Source organism: Kitasatospora sp. NPDC058063, assembly GCF_042885395.1.
In the GTDB taxonomy this organism is placed as follows: domain Bacteria; phylum Actinomycetota; class Actinomycetes; order Streptomycetales; family Streptomycetaceae; genus Kitasatospora; species Kitasatospora lactacystinica.
In genome coordinates, this window is sequence record NZ_JBHVSD010000007.1 from 250,667 (window position 1) to 268,362 (window position 17,696).

The 17,696-nt window shown below is 70.5% G+C and carries 19 protein-coding genes; 18 read left to right on the forward strand and 1 reads right to left on the reverse strand.

The window, feature by feature from the left end; genetic code table 11:
• Positions 1-35: 35 nt before the first annotated feature.
• From prmC to ACFVUY_RS14750, 16 genes are all read left to right on the forward strand, one after another.
• On the forward strand, positions 36-902 hold the full coding sequence (prmC, locus tag ACFVUY_RS14675) for a peptide chain release factor N(5)-glutamine methyltransferase (protein ID WP_359899971.1): 867 nt from the start codon (positions 36-38) through the stop codon (positions 900-902).
• A 180-nt stretch (positions 903-1,082) separates the two neighbouring features.
• Complete coding sequence (locus ACFVUY_RS14680) at positions 1,083-1,730, forward strand: L-threonylcarbamoyladenylate synthase (RefSeq protein WP_359899969.1); 648 nt, start codon at positions 1,083-1,085, stop codon at positions 1,728-1,730.
• Positions 1,731-1,762: 32 nt separating this feature from the next.
• Positions 1,763-2,404, forward strand: coding sequence for a protein-tyrosine-phosphatase (locus ACFVUY_RS14685; protein ID WP_355252781.1), 642 nt, complete (start codon positions 1,763-1,765; stop codon positions 2,402-2,404).
• A gap of 140 nt (positions 2,405-2,544) precedes the next feature.
• Entirely contained in the window at positions 2,545-3,825 is a 1,281-nt protein-coding gene (gene glyA, locus ACFVUY_RS14690; protein ID WP_387729975.1) for a serine hydroxymethyltransferase, read from the forward strand.
• Between the two features lie 172 nt (positions 3,826-3,997).
• On the forward strand, positions 3,998-5,287 hold the full coding sequence (locus ACFVUY_RS14695) for an MraY family glycosyltransferase (RefSeq protein ID WP_359899966.1): 1,290 nt from the start codon (positions 3,998-4,000) through the stop codon (positions 5,285-5,287).
• Positions 5,288-5,584: 297 nt separating this feature from the next.
• Positions 5,585-6,028, forward strand: coding sequence for a hypothetical protein (locus ACFVUY_RS14700; RefSeq protein ID WP_359899964.1), 444 nt, complete (start codon positions 5,585-5,587; stop codon positions 6,026-6,028).
• A gap of 285 nt (positions 6,029-6,313) precedes the next feature.
• Positions 6,314-7,126 carry a F0F1 ATP synthase subunit A gene (gene atpB / locus ACFVUY_RS14705; RefSeq protein ID WP_387729977.1) on the forward strand — a complete coding sequence of 271 codons (813 nt, stop codon included), beginning with the start codon at positions 6,314-6,316 and terminating at the stop codon, positions 7,124-7,126.
• A gap of 92 nt (positions 7,127-7,218) precedes the next feature.
• On the forward strand, positions 7,219-7,455 hold the full coding sequence (atpE, locus tag ACFVUY_RS14710) for an ATP synthase F0 subunit C (protein ID WP_030282059.1): 237 nt from the start codon (positions 7,219-7,221) through the stop codon (positions 7,453-7,455).
• 35 nt (positions 7,456-7,490) lie between these two features.
• Entirely contained in the window at positions 7,491-8,051 is a 561-nt protein-coding gene (locus ACFVUY_RS14715; protein WP_387729979.1) for a F0F1 ATP synthase subunit B, read from the forward strand.
• On the forward strand, positions 8,048-8,863 hold the full coding sequence (locus ACFVUY_RS14720) for a F0F1 ATP synthase subunit delta (RefSeq protein WP_380538225.1): 816 nt from the start codon (positions 8,048-8,050) through the stop codon (positions 8,861-8,863). Before ACFVUY_RS14715 ends, ACFVUY_RS14720 begins: the two co-directional genes overlap by 4 nt.
• 156 nt (positions 8,864-9,019) lie before the next feature.
• Positions 9,020-10,594: a F0F1 ATP synthase subunit alpha gene (atpA, locus tag ACFVUY_RS14725; RefSeq protein ID WP_359899956.1), complete on the forward strand. Its 1,575-nt coding sequence runs from the start codon at positions 9,020-9,022 to the stop codon at positions 10,592-10,594.
• A 32-nt stretch (positions 10,595-10,626) separates the two neighbouring features.
• The gene (locus tag ACFVUY_RS14730; protein ID WP_387690889.1) at positions 10,627-11,541 is read left to right on the forward strand and encodes a F0F1 ATP synthase subunit gamma; all 915 of its coding nucleotides are present in this window, start codon (positions 10,627-10,629) and stop codon (positions 11,539-11,541) included.
• 2 nt (positions 11,542-11,543) lie between these two features.
• On the forward strand, positions 11,544-12,989 hold the full coding sequence (gene atpD / locus ACFVUY_RS14735) for a F0F1 ATP synthase subunit beta (RefSeq protein WP_359899952.1): 1,446 nt from the start codon (positions 11,544-11,546) through the stop codon (positions 12,987-12,989).
• Positions 12,990-13,175: 186 nt separating this feature from the next.
• Entirely contained in the window at positions 13,176-13,559 is a 384-nt protein-coding gene (locus ACFVUY_RS14740) for a F0F1 ATP synthase subunit epsilon (RefSeq protein ID WP_030235805.1), read from the forward strand.
• 148 nt (positions 13,560-13,707) lie between these two features.
• Complete coding sequence (locus tag ACFVUY_RS14745; RefSeq protein WP_030057523.1) at positions 13,708-14,208, forward strand: DUF2550 domain-containing protein; 501 nt, start codon at positions 13,708-13,710, stop codon at positions 14,206-14,208.
• Positions 14,209-14,344: 136 nt separating this feature from the next.
• On the forward strand, positions 14,345-14,917 hold the full coding sequence (locus ACFVUY_RS14750) for a cob(I)yrinic acid a,c-diamide adenosyltransferase (protein ID WP_359899948.1): 573 nt from the start codon (positions 14,345-14,347) through the stop codon (positions 14,915-14,917).
• Positions 14,918-14,983: 66 nt separating this feature from the next.
• On the opposite strand, the gene ACFVUY_RS14755 is transcribed toward ACFVUY_RS14750, so the two are convergent.
• The gene (locus tag ACFVUY_RS14755) at positions 14,984-15,604 is read right to left on the reverse strand and encodes a hypothetical protein (RefSeq protein WP_380630924.1); all 621 of its coding nucleotides are present in this window, start codon (positions 15,602-15,604) and stop codon (positions 14,984-14,986) included.
• 157 nt (positions 15,605-15,761) lie between these two features.
• On the opposite strand from ACFVUY_RS14755, the gene ACFVUY_RS14760 reads away from it, so the two are divergent.
• On the forward strand, positions 15,762-16,970 hold the full coding sequence (locus ACFVUY_RS14760; RefSeq protein WP_387729981.1) for a sensor histidine kinase: 1,209 nt from the start codon (positions 15,762-15,764) through the stop codon (positions 16,968-16,970).
• Positions 16,967-17,617 (forward strand): response regulator, encoded by a 651-nt coding sequence (locus tag ACFVUY_RS14765; RefSeq protein ID WP_380538219.1) that lies wholly within the window; start codon positions 16,967-16,969, stop codon positions 17,615-17,617. Before ACFVUY_RS14760 ends, ACFVUY_RS14765 begins: the two co-directional genes overlap by 4 nt.
• Positions 17,618-17,696 lie beyond the last annotated feature (79 nt).

The following is a 17,696-nucleotide window of genomic DNA, read 5'->3' on the forward strand; positions in this document are numbered from 1 at the left end:
TTCGCCCGGAGCCGGAGAAACAAGAGGTCGTACGGATGAACCTGCTGCTCGCCGAGGTGGCCCAGGCCACCCAGCGGTTGGCCGCGGCCGGCGTGCCGTCGCCGCGCTTCGACGCGGAGGAGCTCGCCGCCTACGTCCACAACGTCAAGCGCAGCCAGCTGCACACGGTGAAGGACGCCGACTTCGACGCCCGCTACTGGGAGGCCGTCTCCCGCCGGGAGGCGCGCGAGCCGCTCCAGCACATCACCGGGCGGGCGTTCTTCCGCTACCTCGAACTGGAGGTCGGCCCCGGGGTGTTCGTGCCCCGGCCGGAGACCGAGACGGTCGTCGAGTGGGCGATAGACGCGGTGCGCGACATGGACGTGGCCGAGCCGCTGGTGGTGGACCTGTGCTCCGGCTCCGGCGCGATCGCCCTCGCCCTGGCCCAGGAGCTGCCGCGCTCGACCGTGCACGCCTTCGAACTGGACGAGGGCGCGCTGGAGTACACCCGGCGCAACATCGAGGCCAGCCCGGACCGCGCCCGGGTCACCCTGCACGCCGGTGACGCCACCAGGGCCTTCGAGGACGACCGCTCCTGGGACGGCCGCTTCGACCTGGTCATCTCCAACCCGCCGTACATCCCGCTCACCGAGTGGGAGTACGTCGCGCCGGAGGCCCGCGACCACGACCCGCAGATGTCGCTGTTCTCCGGCGAGGACGGCCTGGACACCATCCGCGGCATCGAGCGGGTCGCGGCCCGACTGCTGCGCCCGGGCGGCGCGGTGGTCATCGAGCACGCCGACCAGCAGGGCGGCCAGGTGCCGTGGATCTTCAACGAGGAACACGGCTGGACGGACACCGCCGACCACCGCGACCTGAACAACCGGCCGCGCTTCACGACCGCCCGGAGGGTCGGGTCGTGAAGAATCGGGCGCAGTACGACCGCCCGGAGGGTCGGGTCGTGAACAGTCGGGCGCAGTACGACCGCCCGGAGGGTCGGGTCGTGAACACCAAGCGCTGTACGACAGCGCGCAAGGCCGCGCTGTGACCACAGTGGCGGCCGTAGTGACTGCCATGAGCCACTCCGGAAGGGGACCGCACCGATGAGCCGCCGCTACGACTGTGCCGATGCCGGGGACCGCGCCACCGGTCTGCGCGAGGCCGCCTCGGCCGTCCGCCGCGGCGAACTCGTCGTGCTGCCCACCGACACCCTGTACGGGGTCGGTGCGGACGCCTTCTCCCCGGAGGCCGTCGCCGAGCTGATGGCCGCCCGGGGCCGCGGCCGCAACACGCCCTCGCCGGTGCTGGTCGGCTCGCCGACCACCCTGCACGGCCTGGTCACCGACTTCTCCGAGCAGGCCTGGGAGCTGGTCGACGCCTTCTGGCCCGGCGGGCTCACCCTGGTCGCCCGGCACCAGCCCTCGCTGCGCTGGGACCTCGGCGACACCCGCGGCACCGTCGCGGTCCGGATGCCGCTGCACCCGGTCGCCATCGAGCTGCTGAACGCCACCGGCCCGCTGGCCGTCTCCAGCGCCAACCGGATCGGCGGGACGCCCCCGCTGACCTGCGACGAGGCCCAGGCCCAGCTCGGCGACGCGATCTCGGTCTACCTGGACGGCGGGGCGGCCGAGGACTCCGCCACCTCGTCGATCGTCGACGTCACGGGCAAGGTCCCGGTCCTGCTGCGGGCCGGCGCGATCAGCGTCGAGCAGCTGAGGGAGGTCGTCCCCGACCTGGAGGCCGGCAGTTGACGCCCACCGCCTCGCTCCACGCCGGGCCGGGCATAGCGCCGTACCTGAGCGTGGGCCCCAGGCCGCTGGACCACTTCCGGATCCTGTTCGTCTGCACCGGGAACATCTGCCGCTCGCCGATCGCCGAGCGGCTGACCCGGCGTGAGCTGGACACCCGGCTGAGCCCCCGGGTGGCCGGGCGGATCCTGGTCGAGAGTGCCGGCACCTGGGGCCACGAGGGCGCGCCGATGGAGGACCACGCCGCGACCGTGCTCGACGAGTACGGCGCCGACAGCGGGGGCTTCACCGGCCGCGAGCTGCTGGACGAGCACGTGGTCGAGGCCGACCTGGTGCTCACCGCGACGCTGGACCACCGCGCCCAGGTGATCTCGATGGGTCACGAGGCGGGGCTGCGCACCTTCACGCTGAAGGAGTTCACCCGCCTGGTGCGGACGATAGACCCGGGCACCCTGCCGGATCCCCGGCGCGGCGCCGACGTCACCGAGCGGGCCCGCGCGCTGGTCCGGGCGGCCGCCGCGCTGCGCGGCTGGCTGCTGGCCGCCACCCCGGAGTCGGACGAGCTGGACGACCCGTACGGGGCGCCGATCGGCATGTTCCGCAACTGCGGCGAGGAGATATTCCACGCGGTCGACCCGGTGGTCACCGCGCTCACCGGCGTCCCCGCGCCGCGCTGACGTCCCCGCGCCGCGCCGACGGCCCGCGGGCGGGCGCCGAGGCGCTGAATGGGGCCGTCCGGCCGTGGCTCGGCGGGCCGGGCGCGGTCGGCGGTCCTACGCTGGGTGACACAGTCCCCGCAGCGCCCGGGAGCCCCGCCATGACCGTCACCGATGCCGCGACCGACCCCACCACGACGACCGGGCGCCCCTGGGTGTCCGAGGCGCTGCACCGGGCCGATCCGCAGCTGGCCGACCTGCTGGCCGCGGAGGCCGAGCGGCGCGCCGAAACGATCCAGCTGCTGGCGGGGGAGAACCTGACCACCCCCGCCGTCCTGGCGGCGCTCACCGGCCCGCTGATCGACAAGTACGCCGAGGGCTACCCGGGCCGCCGGCACCACACCGGCTGCGCGCTGGCGGACGCCGCCGAGCTGCTGGCGATCGACCGGGCCCGTGAGCTGTTCGCCGCCCCGCACGCCAACGTCCAGCCGCGGTCGGCGACTTCGGCGATGCTGGCGGCGTACGCGGCGCTGCTGCGGCCCGGCGACGGTGTGCTGGCGATGTCGCTGGAGCACGGCGGCCACCTCAGCTGCGGCTCGCGCGCCAACTTCTCCGGGCGCTGGTTCGCCTTCACCGGCTACGGCGTGCGCGAGAGCGACGGGCTGATCGACCTCGACCAGGTCCGCGACCTGGCCCGGGAGCACCGCCCCAAGGCCATCGTGGCGGGCTCGATCTCGCACCCCCGGCACCCGGACTGGGCGGCGTTCCGGGAGATCGCCGACGAGGTGGACGCCTATCTGATCGCCTCCGCCGCGCAGACCACCGGGCTGATCGCGGCGGGGGTGGCGCCCTCCCCGGTGCCGTACGCGGACGTCACCGTGGCGGCCACCCACAAGCTCCTGCGCGGTCCGCGCGGAGGGCTGCTGCTGTGCACCGCGGAGCTGGCCGAGCGGATCGACCGGGCGGTGTTCCCGTTCAGCCAGGGCGGTGCGGCGATGAACGAGGTGGCCGGCAAGGCGGTGGCCCTCGCGGAGGCCTCCGGGCCCGCGTACCGGGCGTACGCGCAGCGGGCGGTGTCCGGGGCCCGGGCGCTCGCCGGCGGGCTCGCGGAGGCCGGGATGCGCCCGCTGACGGGCGGCACCGACACCCATCTGGTGACCGCCGACGTGAGCCCGCTCGGGGTGACCGGAGCGGAGGCCGAGCGGCGCTGCGCGGCGGCCGGGCTGCTGCTCGGCAAGTGCGCGCTGCCGTACGACCCGGCGCCGGCCGCCGAGGCCTCCGGCATCCGGCTGGGCACGGGCACGGTGACCAGCCAGGGGATGGGGGAGAGCGAGCTGACGGAGATCGCCGGGCTGATCGCCCGGGTGCTCGCCGGGGGCGCGGTCGCCCCCGCCGCGGCGCGGGTCCGGGAGCTGGCGCTGGCCTTCGCCGACCGTGGCTGACGGAGGTTCTCCGCGGGTATCGGGATCTCCTACCCGGGAGGGCGAACCGCGATGCACGGTCCCGGCGTCCGACTCAATAAGGTGTGTGCCGTGGCGACGCACCTCGAACCCCGGGAAGGCAGGGGAGTACCTTCGGTACTTCCCCGTTCGACAGTGATGCAGGAGGCCAGTGGTGCGTGAGTATCTGCTGGTGCTGTTCTGCACCGCCGCCGTCACCTACCTGCTGACCGGCCCGGTCCGGAAGTTCGCCATAGCGGCCGGCGCCATGCCGCCGGTGCGCGCCCGCGACGTGCACCGCGAGCCCACGCCGCGGCTCGGCGGCATCGCGATGTTCGGCGGACTGTGCGCGGGCATCCTGGTCGCCTCCCAGCTCGACAACCTGAGCAAGGTGTTCTCCCAGGGCACGGACATCCGCGCGCTGCTGTCCGGCGCCGGGATCATGTTCCTGCTCGGGGTCCTCGACGACAAGTGGGGCGTGGACGCGCTGGTGAAGCTCGGCGGCCAGATGATCGCCGCCGGCGTGATGGTCTGGCAGGGCGTCACGGTGATCACCCTCCCGGTGCCCGGTGTCGGCCCGGTCGCGGTCAGTCCGACCCAGGGCATGGTCATCTCGGTCACCCTGGTCGTCGTCATGGTGAACGCGGTGAACTTCATCGACGGCCTGGACGGCCTGGCCGGCGGCATGGTCTGCATCGCCGCGATGGCCTTCTTCCTGTACAGCTACCGGCTCTGGTACGGCTACACGATCACCGACGCGGCCCCCGCCGTGCTGTTCAGCGTGCTGCTGATCGGCATGTGCCTGGGCTTCCTGGCGCACAACATGCACCCCGCGCGGATCTTCATGGGCGACTCCGGCTCGATGATGCTGGGCCTGATGCTGGCCGTCGCCGCGATCTCGATCACCGGCCGGGTCGACCCGGACCTGATCAGCAACGAGACCGGTTCGCAGACCGCCGCCGTGCACGCCCTGGTGCCGATCTACATCCCGCTGCTGCTGCCGCTGACGGTCATCGCGCTGCCGCTGGCCGACCTGCTGCTCGCCGTGGTGCGCCGCACCTGGGCCGGTCAGTCCCCGTTCGCCGCGGACAAGCGCCACCTCCACCACCGGCTGCTCCAGGTGGGTCACTCGCACAGCCGCGCCGTACTGATCATGTACTTCTGGGCCGCGCTGATCGCCTTCGGTTCGGTGGCCTTCTCGGTGACCAACACCGGCCGCACCGTCGTCCTGACGCTCGCCGGGCTCTGCCTGGTCGGCCTGGTGGTGCTGCTCACCCCGCGGTTCCGGCCGCGCGCCCCGCGGGCGGTGCAGTCCTTCGTCCCCCCGCGCTACCGGCGGCAGCAGAGCGGTCCGATGGCCGAACTGTCGGCGAAGGACAAGCAACTCCTGGGTGAAGCCGGCCGGGACTCCGGCGTGGGCTCCACCGCGGTCGGCCCCCACCACAAGGCCACCGGCCGCCACTGACAAGGGAGTTGAGGGTCCATCCGATGGCGTTCACTCGAATGGCGGATCCGTTGCGCCGTTGGTGTGACAGGTGCCACATATTCATGGTAAAGCTCTCATCAAATAGTTTGTGATACCGTTCACGAGTACCGAGAACACGCCGAAAGACCTGACAGGTGGATGACTTCCGTCCCTGTCGGTCTCCCTCACCGGGCCCGCCGTTCCGATGGGCGGCCCGCGGCGATGCCTCGGTCCGGTGTCACCCGCCACCGCTGTGCCCGTCCCCCGCCACATCGACATGCCGCCGGAGCTGCCGACATGCCGTCCACCGACGCCCGGATCCTCCGAGGCGCCGCGATTCCCACTGCGGCCGCCGGGATCATCGCCATGGCGATCTCCTTCGCCGTCGCCGGTGGGAAGGGCCTGCTCGGTGCCCTCTTCGGCGCGCTGCTCGTGATGGCCTTCTTCGCCTCCGGCCAGTTCGCGCTCGACCGGCTGACCAGGTCGAACCCGCAGATCATGATGGCCGCGGCGCTGCTGGTGTACACCACGCAGATCCTGCTGGTCGGCATCGTGCTCGCGGTCTTCAAGAACACCGATCTCTTCAACCGGCAGGCCTTCGCCTTCACCCTGCTCGGCTGCGCCCTGATCTGGACGGGCTTCCAGGTGCGTGGTGCGCTCAAGGCCAAGACCTTCTACGTCGACCCCGACGCCTCCGAAAAGAAGGGCGACAAGCCCTCCGACAAGGGGCGTCAACAGTGACGAGGCCCAACTGTCCCCCCAACGAGGGGGGCGGTGTTTATGCCGCGCTGACGGGCTGCTATCGTCCGTCGCAACAACGGAGTACGGGAAGAGGCCAGGTCTGTCCGGACAGCGGACCGATCGCCCCCCGGATCCGCGCAGTCTTCGATGATCCCGCTGTGGTGCTGTGCGCCGGCGCGCGGGGTCGGCGAGAAACCCATCAAGTTCCAGTGCCGCTCCGTGGCCGCAGGCCACGCCGACACACCGAGGTTGCCGTATCCATGCGTCACGACGAAGGAGTCCGTGGTGAGTGCTGAACTCACGTCCCTCGCCTCAGGCAGTTGCCACTTCGGGGACGCTGGTTGCGGCTTCCCGGCCCCGGGCCTGAACGAGTTCCAGTTCGAGCCGATCTTCACGATCGGCAGCATCGAGTTCAACAAGCCGATGCTGCTGTCGATCATCGTCGCGCTGCTGGTCGTCGTGTTCTTCTGGGCCGCTTTCGCCAAGCCGCGCCTGGTCCCCGGCAAGCTGCAGCTGGTCGGTGAGATCGGGTACGACTTCGTCAAGCGCTCCATCGTCCTGGAGACGATCGGCAAAAAGGGCGAGAAGTACGTCCCGATGCTGGTCTCGATGTTCTTCTTCATCTGGTTGATGAACATCATGTCGGTCATCCCGTTCGCCCAGTTCCCCGTGACGGCGGCGATCGCGTTCCCGGCCGGCCTCGCGGCGGTCGTGTGGGTCACCTACATGACGCTGACCTTCAAGAAGCACGGCTTCGTCGGCGGTTTCAAGAACCTCTGCTGGCCCTCGGGCATCCCCGGCTGGGTCATGTTCATCCTGGTGCCGATCGAGTTCTTCTCGAACATCTTCGTGCGCCCCTTCACGCTCGCGGTCCGAGCCTTCGCGAACATGTTCGCCGGTCACCTGCTGATCGTGATGTTCTCCATCGCCTCCTGGTACCTGCTCAGCCCGACCCTGGGCGCGCTGTACGGCTCGGCCTCGTTCATCGTCGCCGTCGCGCTGACCGCCTTCGAGCTGCTGGTCCAGTTCCTGCAGGCCTACATCTTCGTGATGCTGGCCAGCAGCTACATCGCCGGTGCCCTCGAAGAGTCGCACTGAGCCAGGGGGCCTCGGCCCCACCCTGAACCAACCTCCCGGATCGCCCGGTGGCCAATCACCACCGGTTCACCACCCTGCAAAGGACAACGTCAATGAGCATCCTCGCTGAGGGCACTGTCTACGGTTCCGTCGCCTCCATCGGCTACGGCCTCGCCGCCATCGGCCCCGGCATCGGCGTCGGTCTCATCTTCGGTAACGGTGTCCAGGCCATGGCCCGTCAGCCCGAGGCCGCCGGTCTCATCCGTTCCAACATGTTCATCGGCTTCGCGCTGACCGAGGCGCTCGCCCTCATCGGCATCGTCATGCCGTTCGTCTTCGGCAACAAGTAATCCCGCCGTAGACCCTTTCTGAGGAAGGTCCAGATATGAGCATGGCGATCGTCCAGCTCGCGGCCGAGGAGAAGATGAACCCTCTCCTCCCCGCGTGGCCCGAGATCATCATCGGCCTGCTCTGCTTCTTCATCGTCTTCGGTCTGCTCGGCAAGAAGCTCCTCCCCAGCATCGAGAAGGTGCTGTCGGAGCGCCGGGACGCGATCGAGGGCGGGATGGAGCGCGCCGAGGCCGCCCAGGTGGAGGCCCAGGCCCTGCTTGAGCAGTACCGCGCCGAGCTCGCCGAGGCGCGCCACGAGGCTGCCCGCATCGTCGAGCAGGCTCGCGAGCAGGGTGCCGCCCAGCTCGCCGAGATGCGCGAGGAGGGCCAGCGCCAGCGCGAGGCCATCGTCGCCGCCGGTCACGCCCAGATCGAGGCGGACAAGAAGCAGGCCACTGCCGCCCTGCGTCAGGACGTGGGCTCGCTGGCGACCCAGCTGGCGTCCCGCATCGTGGGCGAGTCCCTGGAGGACCACGCCCGGCAGAGCGGCGTCATCGACCGCTTCCTGGACGAGCTGGAGGCCAAGGCCGCCGTTGCTCAGGGTGCGGCCAAGTGATCGGCGCCAGCCGTGAGGCCCTCGCTGCCGGCCGGCAGAACCTGGAGAGCCTGACCGACTCCACCTCGGTGGACGCGGCCAAGCTCGCCGAGGAGCTCACCGCCGTCACGGCCGTGCTGGACCGTGAGGTGTCGCTGCGCCGAGTCCTGACGGACCCGTCCCGGTCCGGCCAGGACAAGGCCCAGCTGGTCACCTCGCTGCTGACCGGCCAGGTCTCCGGCGAGGCCGTCGACCTGGTCTCCGGCCTGGTCCGCTCCCGCTGGTCGGGCTCGCGCGACCTGGTGGACGCGACCGAGCAGCTCTCCGCGTACGCGGAGATCATCGCCGCGGACAAGGCCGGCGCCCTGGACGACGTCGAGGACGAGCTCTTCCGCTTCGGCCGGGTGGTGAGCGGCGCGCACGAGCTGCGCGCCGCGCTGACCGAGCCGAAGGCCGGAGCCGTCGCGAAGGCCGAGCTGATCAAGAAGCTGCTCGGCGGCCGCGCCAACGCCGGCACCGTCCGGCTGGTCACCGCCCTCGTCAACGCGCCGCGTGGCCGTAGCCTGGAGCAGGGCCTCGAGTCCTACTCGAAGCTCGCCGCCGCACGCCGTGGCCGCGTGGTGGCCCTGGTCACCACCGCGGTGCCGCTGTCGGACACCCAGAAGGAGCGCCTGTCCGGTGCTCTGGGCCGGATGTACGGCCGCCAGGTCCACCTGAACATCGACGTCGACCCCGAGGTCGTCGGCGGCGTCCAGGTGCAGATCGGCGACGAGATCATCAACGGCACCGTGTCGAGCCGCCTCGAAGGCGCTCGCCAGTCGCTCGAAGGCTGAGCACCGAAGCAGCACATCCGACCCTCGGTCGGGAAACCGGCTCCCCAAGGAGCCGGCACATCGTACGGCCGGTTCGGAAGACCCGGCCGAGAGTCGAATACTTGCGGCCCTCAATGGCGGGCCGAGGATCGCAAACTAGGAGAGCAGGGAAGCCTGATGGCGGAGCTTACGATCCGTCCGGAGGAGATCCGGGACGCGCTGGCCGACTTTGTCCAGTCGTACCAGCCGGACGCCGCTTCTGTGGAAGAGGTCGGCACGGTCACTGACGCGGCGGACGGCATCGCGCATGTCGAGGGCCTGCCCTCGGTCATGGCGAACGAGCTGCTGAAGTTCGAGGACGGCACGCTCGGCCTCGCGCTGAACCTCGACACCCGCGAGATCGGTGTCGTCGTCCTCGGTGAGTTCGGCGGCATCGAAGAGGGCCAGACCGTGCGCCGCACCGGCGAGGTCCTCTCGGTTCCGGTCGGCGACGGCTACCTCGGCCGCGTCGTGGACCCGCTGGGCAACCCGATCGACGGCCTGGGCGACATCGCCGCCACCGGTCGCCGCGCCCTTGAGCTGCAGGCCCCCGGCGTCATGGCCCGCAAGTCGGTCAAGCAGCCGCTGCAGACCGGTATCAAGGCCATCGACGCGATGACCCCGATCGGCCGCGGCCAGCGCCAGCTGATCATCGGCGACCGCCAGACCGGCAAGACCGCGGTGGCCGTCGACACGATCATCAACCAGCGCGACAACTGGCGCTCGGGCGACCCGGAGAAGCAGGTCCGCTGCATCTACGTCGCCGTGGGCCAGAAGGGCTCCACCATCGCGTCCGTTCGCGGCGCCCTGGAGGAGGCCGGCGCGCTGGAGTACACCACCATCGTGGCCGCTCCCGCCTCCGACCCGGCCGGCTTCAAGTACCTCGCCCCGTACACCGGTTCGGCCATCGGCCAGGAGTGGATGTACGACGGCAAGCACGTCCTGATCATCTTCGACGACCTGTCGAAGCAGGCCGAGGCCTACCGTTCCGTCTCCCTGCTGCTGCGCCGCCCGCCGGGCCGCGAGGCCTACCCGGGCGACGTCTTCTACCTGCACTCCCGCCTGCTGGAGCGCTGCGCGAAGCTGAACGACGCCCTGGGCGGCGGCTCGATGACCGGTCTGCCGATCATCGAGACCAAGGCCAACGACGTCTCGGCGTACATCCCGACCAACGTCATCTCCATCACCGACGGCCAGTGCTTCCTGGAGTCCGACCTGTTCAACGCCGGCATCCGCCCGGCCGTGAACGTCGGTATCTCGGTCTCCCGCGTCGGTGGCTCCGCCCAGATCAAGGCCATGCGCTCGGTCGCCGGCCGCCTGCGTCTGGACCTCGCCCAGTACCGTGAGCTGGAGGCCTTCGCCGCCTTCGGTTCTGACCTGGACGCGGCCTCCAAGGCCCAGCTGGAGCGCGGTGCGCGCATGGTCGAGCTGCTGAAGCAGGGCCAGTACCAGCCGTTCCCGGTCGAGGAGCAGGTCGTCTCCATCTGGGCCGGCACCAACGGCAAGCTGGACGACGTCCCGGTCGCCGAGATCCGCCGCTTCGAGCGCGAGTTCCTGGACCACGTGCGCCTGCAGCACAAGGACCTGCTCGCCGGCATCGTCGAGACCGGTCTGCTGGCCGACGGCACTGTCGACGCGCTGACCAGCGCGATCGAGGCCTTCAAGCAGGGGTACCAGACCGCTGACGGCAAGCTGCTCTCCGAGCAGGCCTGAGTCCGGTAGCGAGGGAAAGGACGTAACGACCCATGGGAGCACAGCTTCGGGTCTACAAGCGCCGGATCCGCTCTGTCACCGCGACGAAGAAGATCACCAAGGCGATGGAGATGATCTCCGCGTCGCGCATCGTCAAGGCGCAGCGCGCGGTGGCCGCCTCCACTCCGTACGCCGATGAGCTCACCCGGGCGGTGACGGCGGTGGCCACCCGGTCCAACGCCAAGCACCCGCTCACCACCGAGAACCCGAACGCCAAGCGCGCGGCGGTCCTGCTGATCACGGCGGACCGCGGCCTGGCCGGCGGCTACTCGACCAACGCCATCAAGGCTTCGCTGGTGCTCGCCGAGCGCCTGAAGTCCGAGGGCAAGGACGTGGTGGCGTACATCATCGGCCGCAAGGGCGTCTCGTACTACACGTTCCGCGGTCTGGCGATCGAGGGCTCGTGGACGGGATTCTCGGACAAGCCGACGTACGGTGACGCGAAGACCGTGGCGGCCGACCTGATCGAGGCCTTCACGGCCGAGACCGGCGGTGTGGACGAACTCCACCTGGTTTCCACCGAGTTCGTGTCGATGCTGACGCAGAACGCGGTCGAGGCGCGGCTGCTGCCGCTGAAGCTGGACGAGGTCCAGCTCAGCGACCAGACGCCGGCCAAGTCGGAGATCTTCCCGCTGTACGACTTCGAGCCGTCGGCGGAGGGCGTCCTGGACGCCCTGCTGCCGCGGTACGTCGAGAGCCGGATCTACAACGCGCTGCTGCAGTCGGCCGCTTCCGAGCACGCCGCCCGCCGCCGCGCGATGAAGAGCGCGACGGACAACGCCGGCGAGCTCATCAAGTCGCTCACGCGGCTTGCCAACTCGGCCCGTCAGGCCGAGATCACCCAGGAAATCAGCGAGATCGTCGGCGGTGCCAACGCCCTCGCCGACGCTAGCCGCGGGAGCGAATGAGTATGACCACCACTGTTGAGCCGACCACGGCGACGGGCCGCGTCGCGCGGGTCATCGGCCCGGTCGTCGACGTGGAGTTCCCCGTCGACGCGATTCCGGACATGTACAACGCCCTGCACGTCGAGGTGGACAACCCCGACGGCACGGGCAAGAAGACCCTGACCCTCGAGGTCGCCCAGCACCTCGGCGACGGCATGGTCCGCGGCATCTCGATGCAGCCGACCGACGGCCTGGTCCGTGGTTCGCAGGTCTCCGACACCGGTGCGGCGATCTCCGTCCCGGTCGGCCAGATCACCAAGGGCAAGGTGTTCAACGCCCTCGGTGACGTGCTGAACGTCGACAAGGACGAGTTCGAGTCTCAGGTCCAGGTCCGGTGGCCGATCCACCGCAAGGCCCCGGAGTTCAAGGACCTCGAGTCCAAGACCGAGATGTTCGAGACCGGCATCAAGGTCATCGACCTGCTCACCCCGTACGTCACGGGTGGCAAGATCGGTCTGTTCGGTGGTGCCGGTGTCGGCAAGACCGTTCTGATCCAGGAGATGATCTACCGCGTCGCCGAGAACTTCGGTGGTGTGTCGGTGTTCGCCGGTGTCGGCGAGCGCACCCGTGAGGGCAACGACCTCATCGACGAGATGGTCGACTCGGGCGTTCTGGACAAGACCGCGCTGGTCTTCGGCCAGATGGACGAGCCGCCGGGCACCCGTCTGCGCGTCGCGCTGTCCGCGCTGACCATGGCGGAGTACTTCCGTGACGTCGAGAAGCAGGACGTGCTCCTCTTCATCGACAACATCTTCCGGTTCACCCAGGCCGGTTCCGAGGTGTCGACCCTGCTCGGCCGCATGCCCTCCGCGGTGGGCTACCAGCCGAACCTGGCCGACGAGATGGGCCTCCTGCAGGAGCGCATCACCTCGACCCGCGGTCACTCGATCACCTCGATGCAGGCGATCTACGTCCCCGCGGACGACCTGACCGACCCGGCGCCGGCCACCACCTTCGCCCACCTGGACGCGACGACCGTTCTGTCGCGCCCGATCTCGGAGAAGGGCATCTACCCGGCCGTCGACCCGCTGGACTCCACGTCCCGCATCCTCGACCCGCGGTACATCGCGCAGACCCACTACGACACGGCCATCCGTATCAAGGGGATCCTGCAGAAGTACAAGGACCTCCAGGACATCATCGCGATCCTCGGTATCGACGAGCTGTCCGAGGAGGACAAGGTCACGGTGCACCGTGCCCGCCGCATCGAGCGCTTCCTCTCGCAGAACACCTACGTGGCGAAGCAGTTCACCGGTGTCGAGGGTTCGACCGTGCCGCTGTCCGAGACCATCGAGGCCTTCAACTCGATCGCGGACGGCAAGTACGACTCCGTCCCGGAGCAGGCCTTCTTCATGTGCGGTGGCATCGAGGACCTCGAGAAGAACGCCGCCGAGCTGGCGAAGAAGTAATCGCGGCCGGTAGCAGCTGTGCGTGACCGTGAGGGGTGGCCCCCGAGCCTGGGGACCACCCCTCGCGGCACATCGGCTGTGATTCCGGTCAAATCCGTGCCGCCGGTTTCATGCCGGAGGCGCGGGGCCGTTATTCTTACCGAAACTCCCGAGTAATCGGGCGTTGCATGAGCCTAGGAGCCCACGTTGGCTGAGCTGCACGTCGAGCTGGTCGCAGCCGACCGCAAGGTGTGGTCCGGTGCGGCCACCATCGTCGTCGCCCGTACGGCCTCCGGTGACACCGGCATCATGCCGGGCCACACCCCGGTGCTGAGCGTGCTGGAGACCGGTCCGGTCACCATCCGCACGGTGGACGGCGGCACCGTGATCGCCGCGGTGCACGGCGGCTTCATCTCCTTCGCCGACAACAAGCTGTCTCTGCTCGCGGAGATCGCCGAGCTGGCGGACGAGATCGATGTCGCGCGTGCCGAGCGCGCACTGGAGAAGGCCAAGTCGGGCCTGGACGAGCACGCCGAGCGGCGCGCCGAGGTCCGTCTGTTCGCGGCGCGCGGCCTCAAGGCCCACGCCTGAGTGCGCCGGACCCCGGCTTGGCGGGGTCGACCGACGGTCCCGGGGACGCGTGAGCGTGACCCCGGGACTGTCGTCGTAGTTGGTAGGTCAGCGCGGTCGCTTGATACGACCGCTACGGGGAACGCGGGTAGCGAGGAGGTGGGTGAGCATGGTCCTCGCGCTTGTGGTGTGTGCGGCGGTCGTGGCCCTGGGTGTGATCGGGCTGATGGCCTTCGCCGTCCGGCGCCGCCTGATCCAGCGGGTCGGCGGCACCTTCGACTGCAGTTACCGGCTCAAAATGCCGGCCGACGCCTCGACGCAGCCCGACCTCGACGAGAACGGCAAACCCACCTCAGCCCCGGTCCCCCCGACCGACGGCAAGGGGTGGGTTTTTGGTATCGGCCGGTACAGCGGTGACTCGATCGAGTGGTTCCGGGTCTTCTCGTACGCCCCGCGTCCGCGCAAGGTGCTGCCGCGCCGGGAGATCGAGGTGCTCGGCCGGCGCTACCCGGAGGGCCAGGAGGAGCTGGCGCTGCTGTCCGGCTCGGTGGTGCTGCGGTGCCTGCACAACGGGGCGCCGCTGGAGCTGGCGATGAGCGAGGACGCGCTGACCGGCTTCCTGGCCTGGCTGGAGGCCGCCCCGCCCGGCCAGAGGGTCAATGTCGCGTAGCGACGGGACCCTCGGATGGGGGTGCCCCCGGCCGGAGGCTGGGGGAGGGTCAACGTCGCGTAGCGGCCTGCCGACACGCCCGGGGACCTTCCGAGGCGGGGTTAACGGCGCCTAACCCGGCGGCTACTCTGGCCGCATGGTCAATCTGACGCGCATCTACACCCGTACCGGCGATGACGGCACCACCGCGCTCGGCGACATGAGCCGGACCAGCAAGACCGATCCGAGACTGGTCGCGTACGCGGACGCCAACGAGGCCAACGCCGCGATCGGCGTGGCCCTGGCCGTCGGTGAGCTGCCGCAGGACATGACGGCGGTGCTCGTCCGGGTCCAGAACGACCTGTTCGACGTCGGCGCCGACCTGTCCACCCCGGTGGTGGAGGACCCGAAGTACCCGCCGCTGCGGGTGCTGCAGTCCTACATCGACCGGCTGGAGACGGACTGCGACGAGTACCTGGCCCGGGTGGAGAAGCTGCGCAGCTTCATCCTGCCCGGCGGTACGCCCGGGGCGGCCCACCTGCACCTGGCCTGCACGGTGGTGCGGCGGGCCGAGCGCTCGACCTGGTCGGCGATCGCGGAGCACGGCGACAGCGTCAACCCGCTGACCGCGAAGTACCTCAACCGGCTGTCCGACCTGCTGTTCATCCTGGCCCGGGTGGCCAACAAGGAGCGCGGGGACGTGCTCTGGGTCCCGGGCGAGAACCGCTAGGAACATGCCGAAGTCCCGTCCTCGGACTGCTCCCCCGTGGGAGTCCGAGGACGGGCCCTCGACGGCTCAGGGCCGGTCGGCCGGGGTGCGGTCGGGGGCGCTGCCGGCGAGGGTCTTCCCGGTGACCACCCGACCGTCCTCGACCACCACGCCGGCCGGCGGCTGCTTGGGCCAGAGCGAGTAGCAGCCGGCCACGATCACGTTGACCACGGCGGCGATGCCCAGCTTGAGGTACCACTGGAGGAAGGTGCCGAAGTGGGCGGAGCCCGCGGAGAGCGGGACGAGCAGGGTGATCAGGCTCAGCGTGACCGCGGCGGACACGACGGTCCGGCCGGCGATCTGCCACTCGTACCTGGTCCGCTCCGGCCCGTACTTGGGTGAGGGCAGCGGCTTGGGGCCGCCGGCGAAGCGGTGCAGGAAGTGCCGGTCGGCCCAGCGGACCAGCGAGGGGCCGTAGCCGATCGAGAAGCCCGCGTAGCTCGCGGCCAGGGCGTGCGTCCAGCTCGCGGTGGCGCCGCCGCGCAGGTCGAGGACGGTGAGGGCGTACAGGGTGAGGTCCACCACCGGCAGGCCGACCAGCAGCGCGGTGCTGGTGCGGCGCCACCGGAGCAGGTAGCGGGCGGTCAGTCCGAGGCCGAGCAGGATCCAGAAGGAGATCTCGGCCGCGACGATGAGGGTGACGATCACGTTCTGCTCCCGGACGTTTCGGTGGTGCTTCCAGCCTCGTGCGGGGGCGTGCCGCTGTCGTCGTCGCGCGGTGCCGTACCGGCCTGCACCTTTCGATGTAGCGGGCTCCTTCGTGGACCGGAGCCGGGCCGGCCGCCGGGGATGATGAGATGGGGACGTGCCGCTCCCGTTCCCCGCGCTCCCCCCACGCCGACAGGACCAGCTGATCGCCCTCGCCGGGCTGCTCGGCGGTGCGGTGCTGATCGCCTTCGGGGTGTACGACCGGGCCGACCGGGTGCCGCCGTGGGCGGTGGTGCCGACGCTGCTGGTGATGGCCGGGCTGGAGCTGGTCCGGCGGACCAGGCCGGTGCTCGCGGTGTCGCTCGGCGGGCTGGCCTTCGCGGCGAGCGTGTTCGCCGGCAACCTGGTGGCCACGCTGATCATGTACACCGACCTTCTGTACGCGGCGGTGATCTACGGCACCCCGCGGATGTCCCGGGTGCTGCACCTGTCCGGCGGGGCCACGGTGCTGGCGCTGTCCACCCTGGCGGCGGTCTACGGCGGCACCTCGTTGGCGCTGCTGATCGTGGTGGTCAGCACACTGGTCTTCCTGGGGCCGGTGTGGAGCGGCGACGTGGTGCGCAAGCACCGGCAGGAGGCGGAGGCCGAGCGGCTGCGGGCGGAACAGACCGCGCTGCTCTCGGAGATGGACCGGCGGGAGGCGATCGGCGCCGAACGGGCCAGGATGGCAAGGGAGTTGCACGACGTGGTGGCCAACCACCTGTCGGCGATCGCGATCCACGCCACCGGTGCGCAGTCGGTGGCCCGGCGCCGGAACCTGCCCCAGGACGATCCCCTGGTGGAGGTGCTGGCGGTGATCCGGGAGAACAGCGTCCAGGGATTGGCCGAAATGCGTCGCATGATCGGACTGCTCCGGGACAGCGGCGGGGGAGAGGTGGACGAGTCGTACGCGGCCCCCGACCTGGCCGCGGTGGACGCCCTGCTGGCCAAGGCCCGGGCGGCCGGCCGGGACGTCGGGCTGGACTTCGCGCTGGACGAGCGCGGCGAGCGCGGGGACGTGCCGGTGCCGGTCGGGCTGGCCGCGTACCGGATCGTCCAGGAGTCCCTGACCAACGCCCTCAAGCACGCCGGGCCCGGACTGGTCAGCCTGCGGCTGGAGTTCGCGCCGGAGGAACTGCGGATCTCGGTCGACAGCCCGTACCGGGGCGGTCCGGGCCGTGAACTGCCCGGCGCCCGGGCCGGGTTGGTGGGCATGGCGGAACGGGCCGGGCTGCTCGGCGGCAGCTTCGAGGCCGGGCCGAAGGGCGGGTACTGGAGCGTGCGCGCGGTGCTGCCGCGCGCCCGGGGGAACGAGGGGCGGGCATGACGATCCGGGTGCTGGTGGCGGAGGACCAGGCGGCGGTACGGGCGGCGCTGGTGATGATCCTGCGCGCCGAGCCGGAGTTCGAGGTGGTCGGGCAGGCCGCGGACGGCGAGGAGGCCGTCCGGCTGGCCCTGGAGCTGCGGCCGGACGTGGTGCTGATGGACGTGCAGATGCCCCGGCTGGACGGCGTCTCGGCGACCCGCGAGGTGGTCGCCGCCGGGGCCGGCCAGGTGCTCGTGCTGACCACCTTCGACCTGGACGAGTACGTCTACGGCGCGCTGCGGGCCGGCGCGTCCGGGTTCCTGCTCAAGGACCTGGAGGCGGACACCCTGATCGAGGGCATCCGCACGGTGGCGCGCGGGGACGGGATGCTGGCGCCCTCGGTGACCAGACGGCTGATCGGGGCCTTCGCCCGCCCCGAGCGGCCGGTCGGACCGGAGGCCCGGGCCGCGGTGGGGACGCTGACCGGCCGCGAGCGGGAGGTGCTGGCCTGCATCGGGGCCGGGATGTCCAACGGGGAGATCGCGGCCCGGCTGGAGATGGCGGAGGCGACCACCAAGACGCACGTCAGCCGGATCCTGGCGAAGCTGCGGCTGCGCAGCCGGGTGCAGGCGGCGATCCTGGCGCAGGACCTCGGACTGACCGTCTGATCACCTGTTTTAGGTCGGTTGCAGATCACACTCCCGATTGCTATTGCACGGCGGATTTGGGCATTAGAGTCCCGGAAAA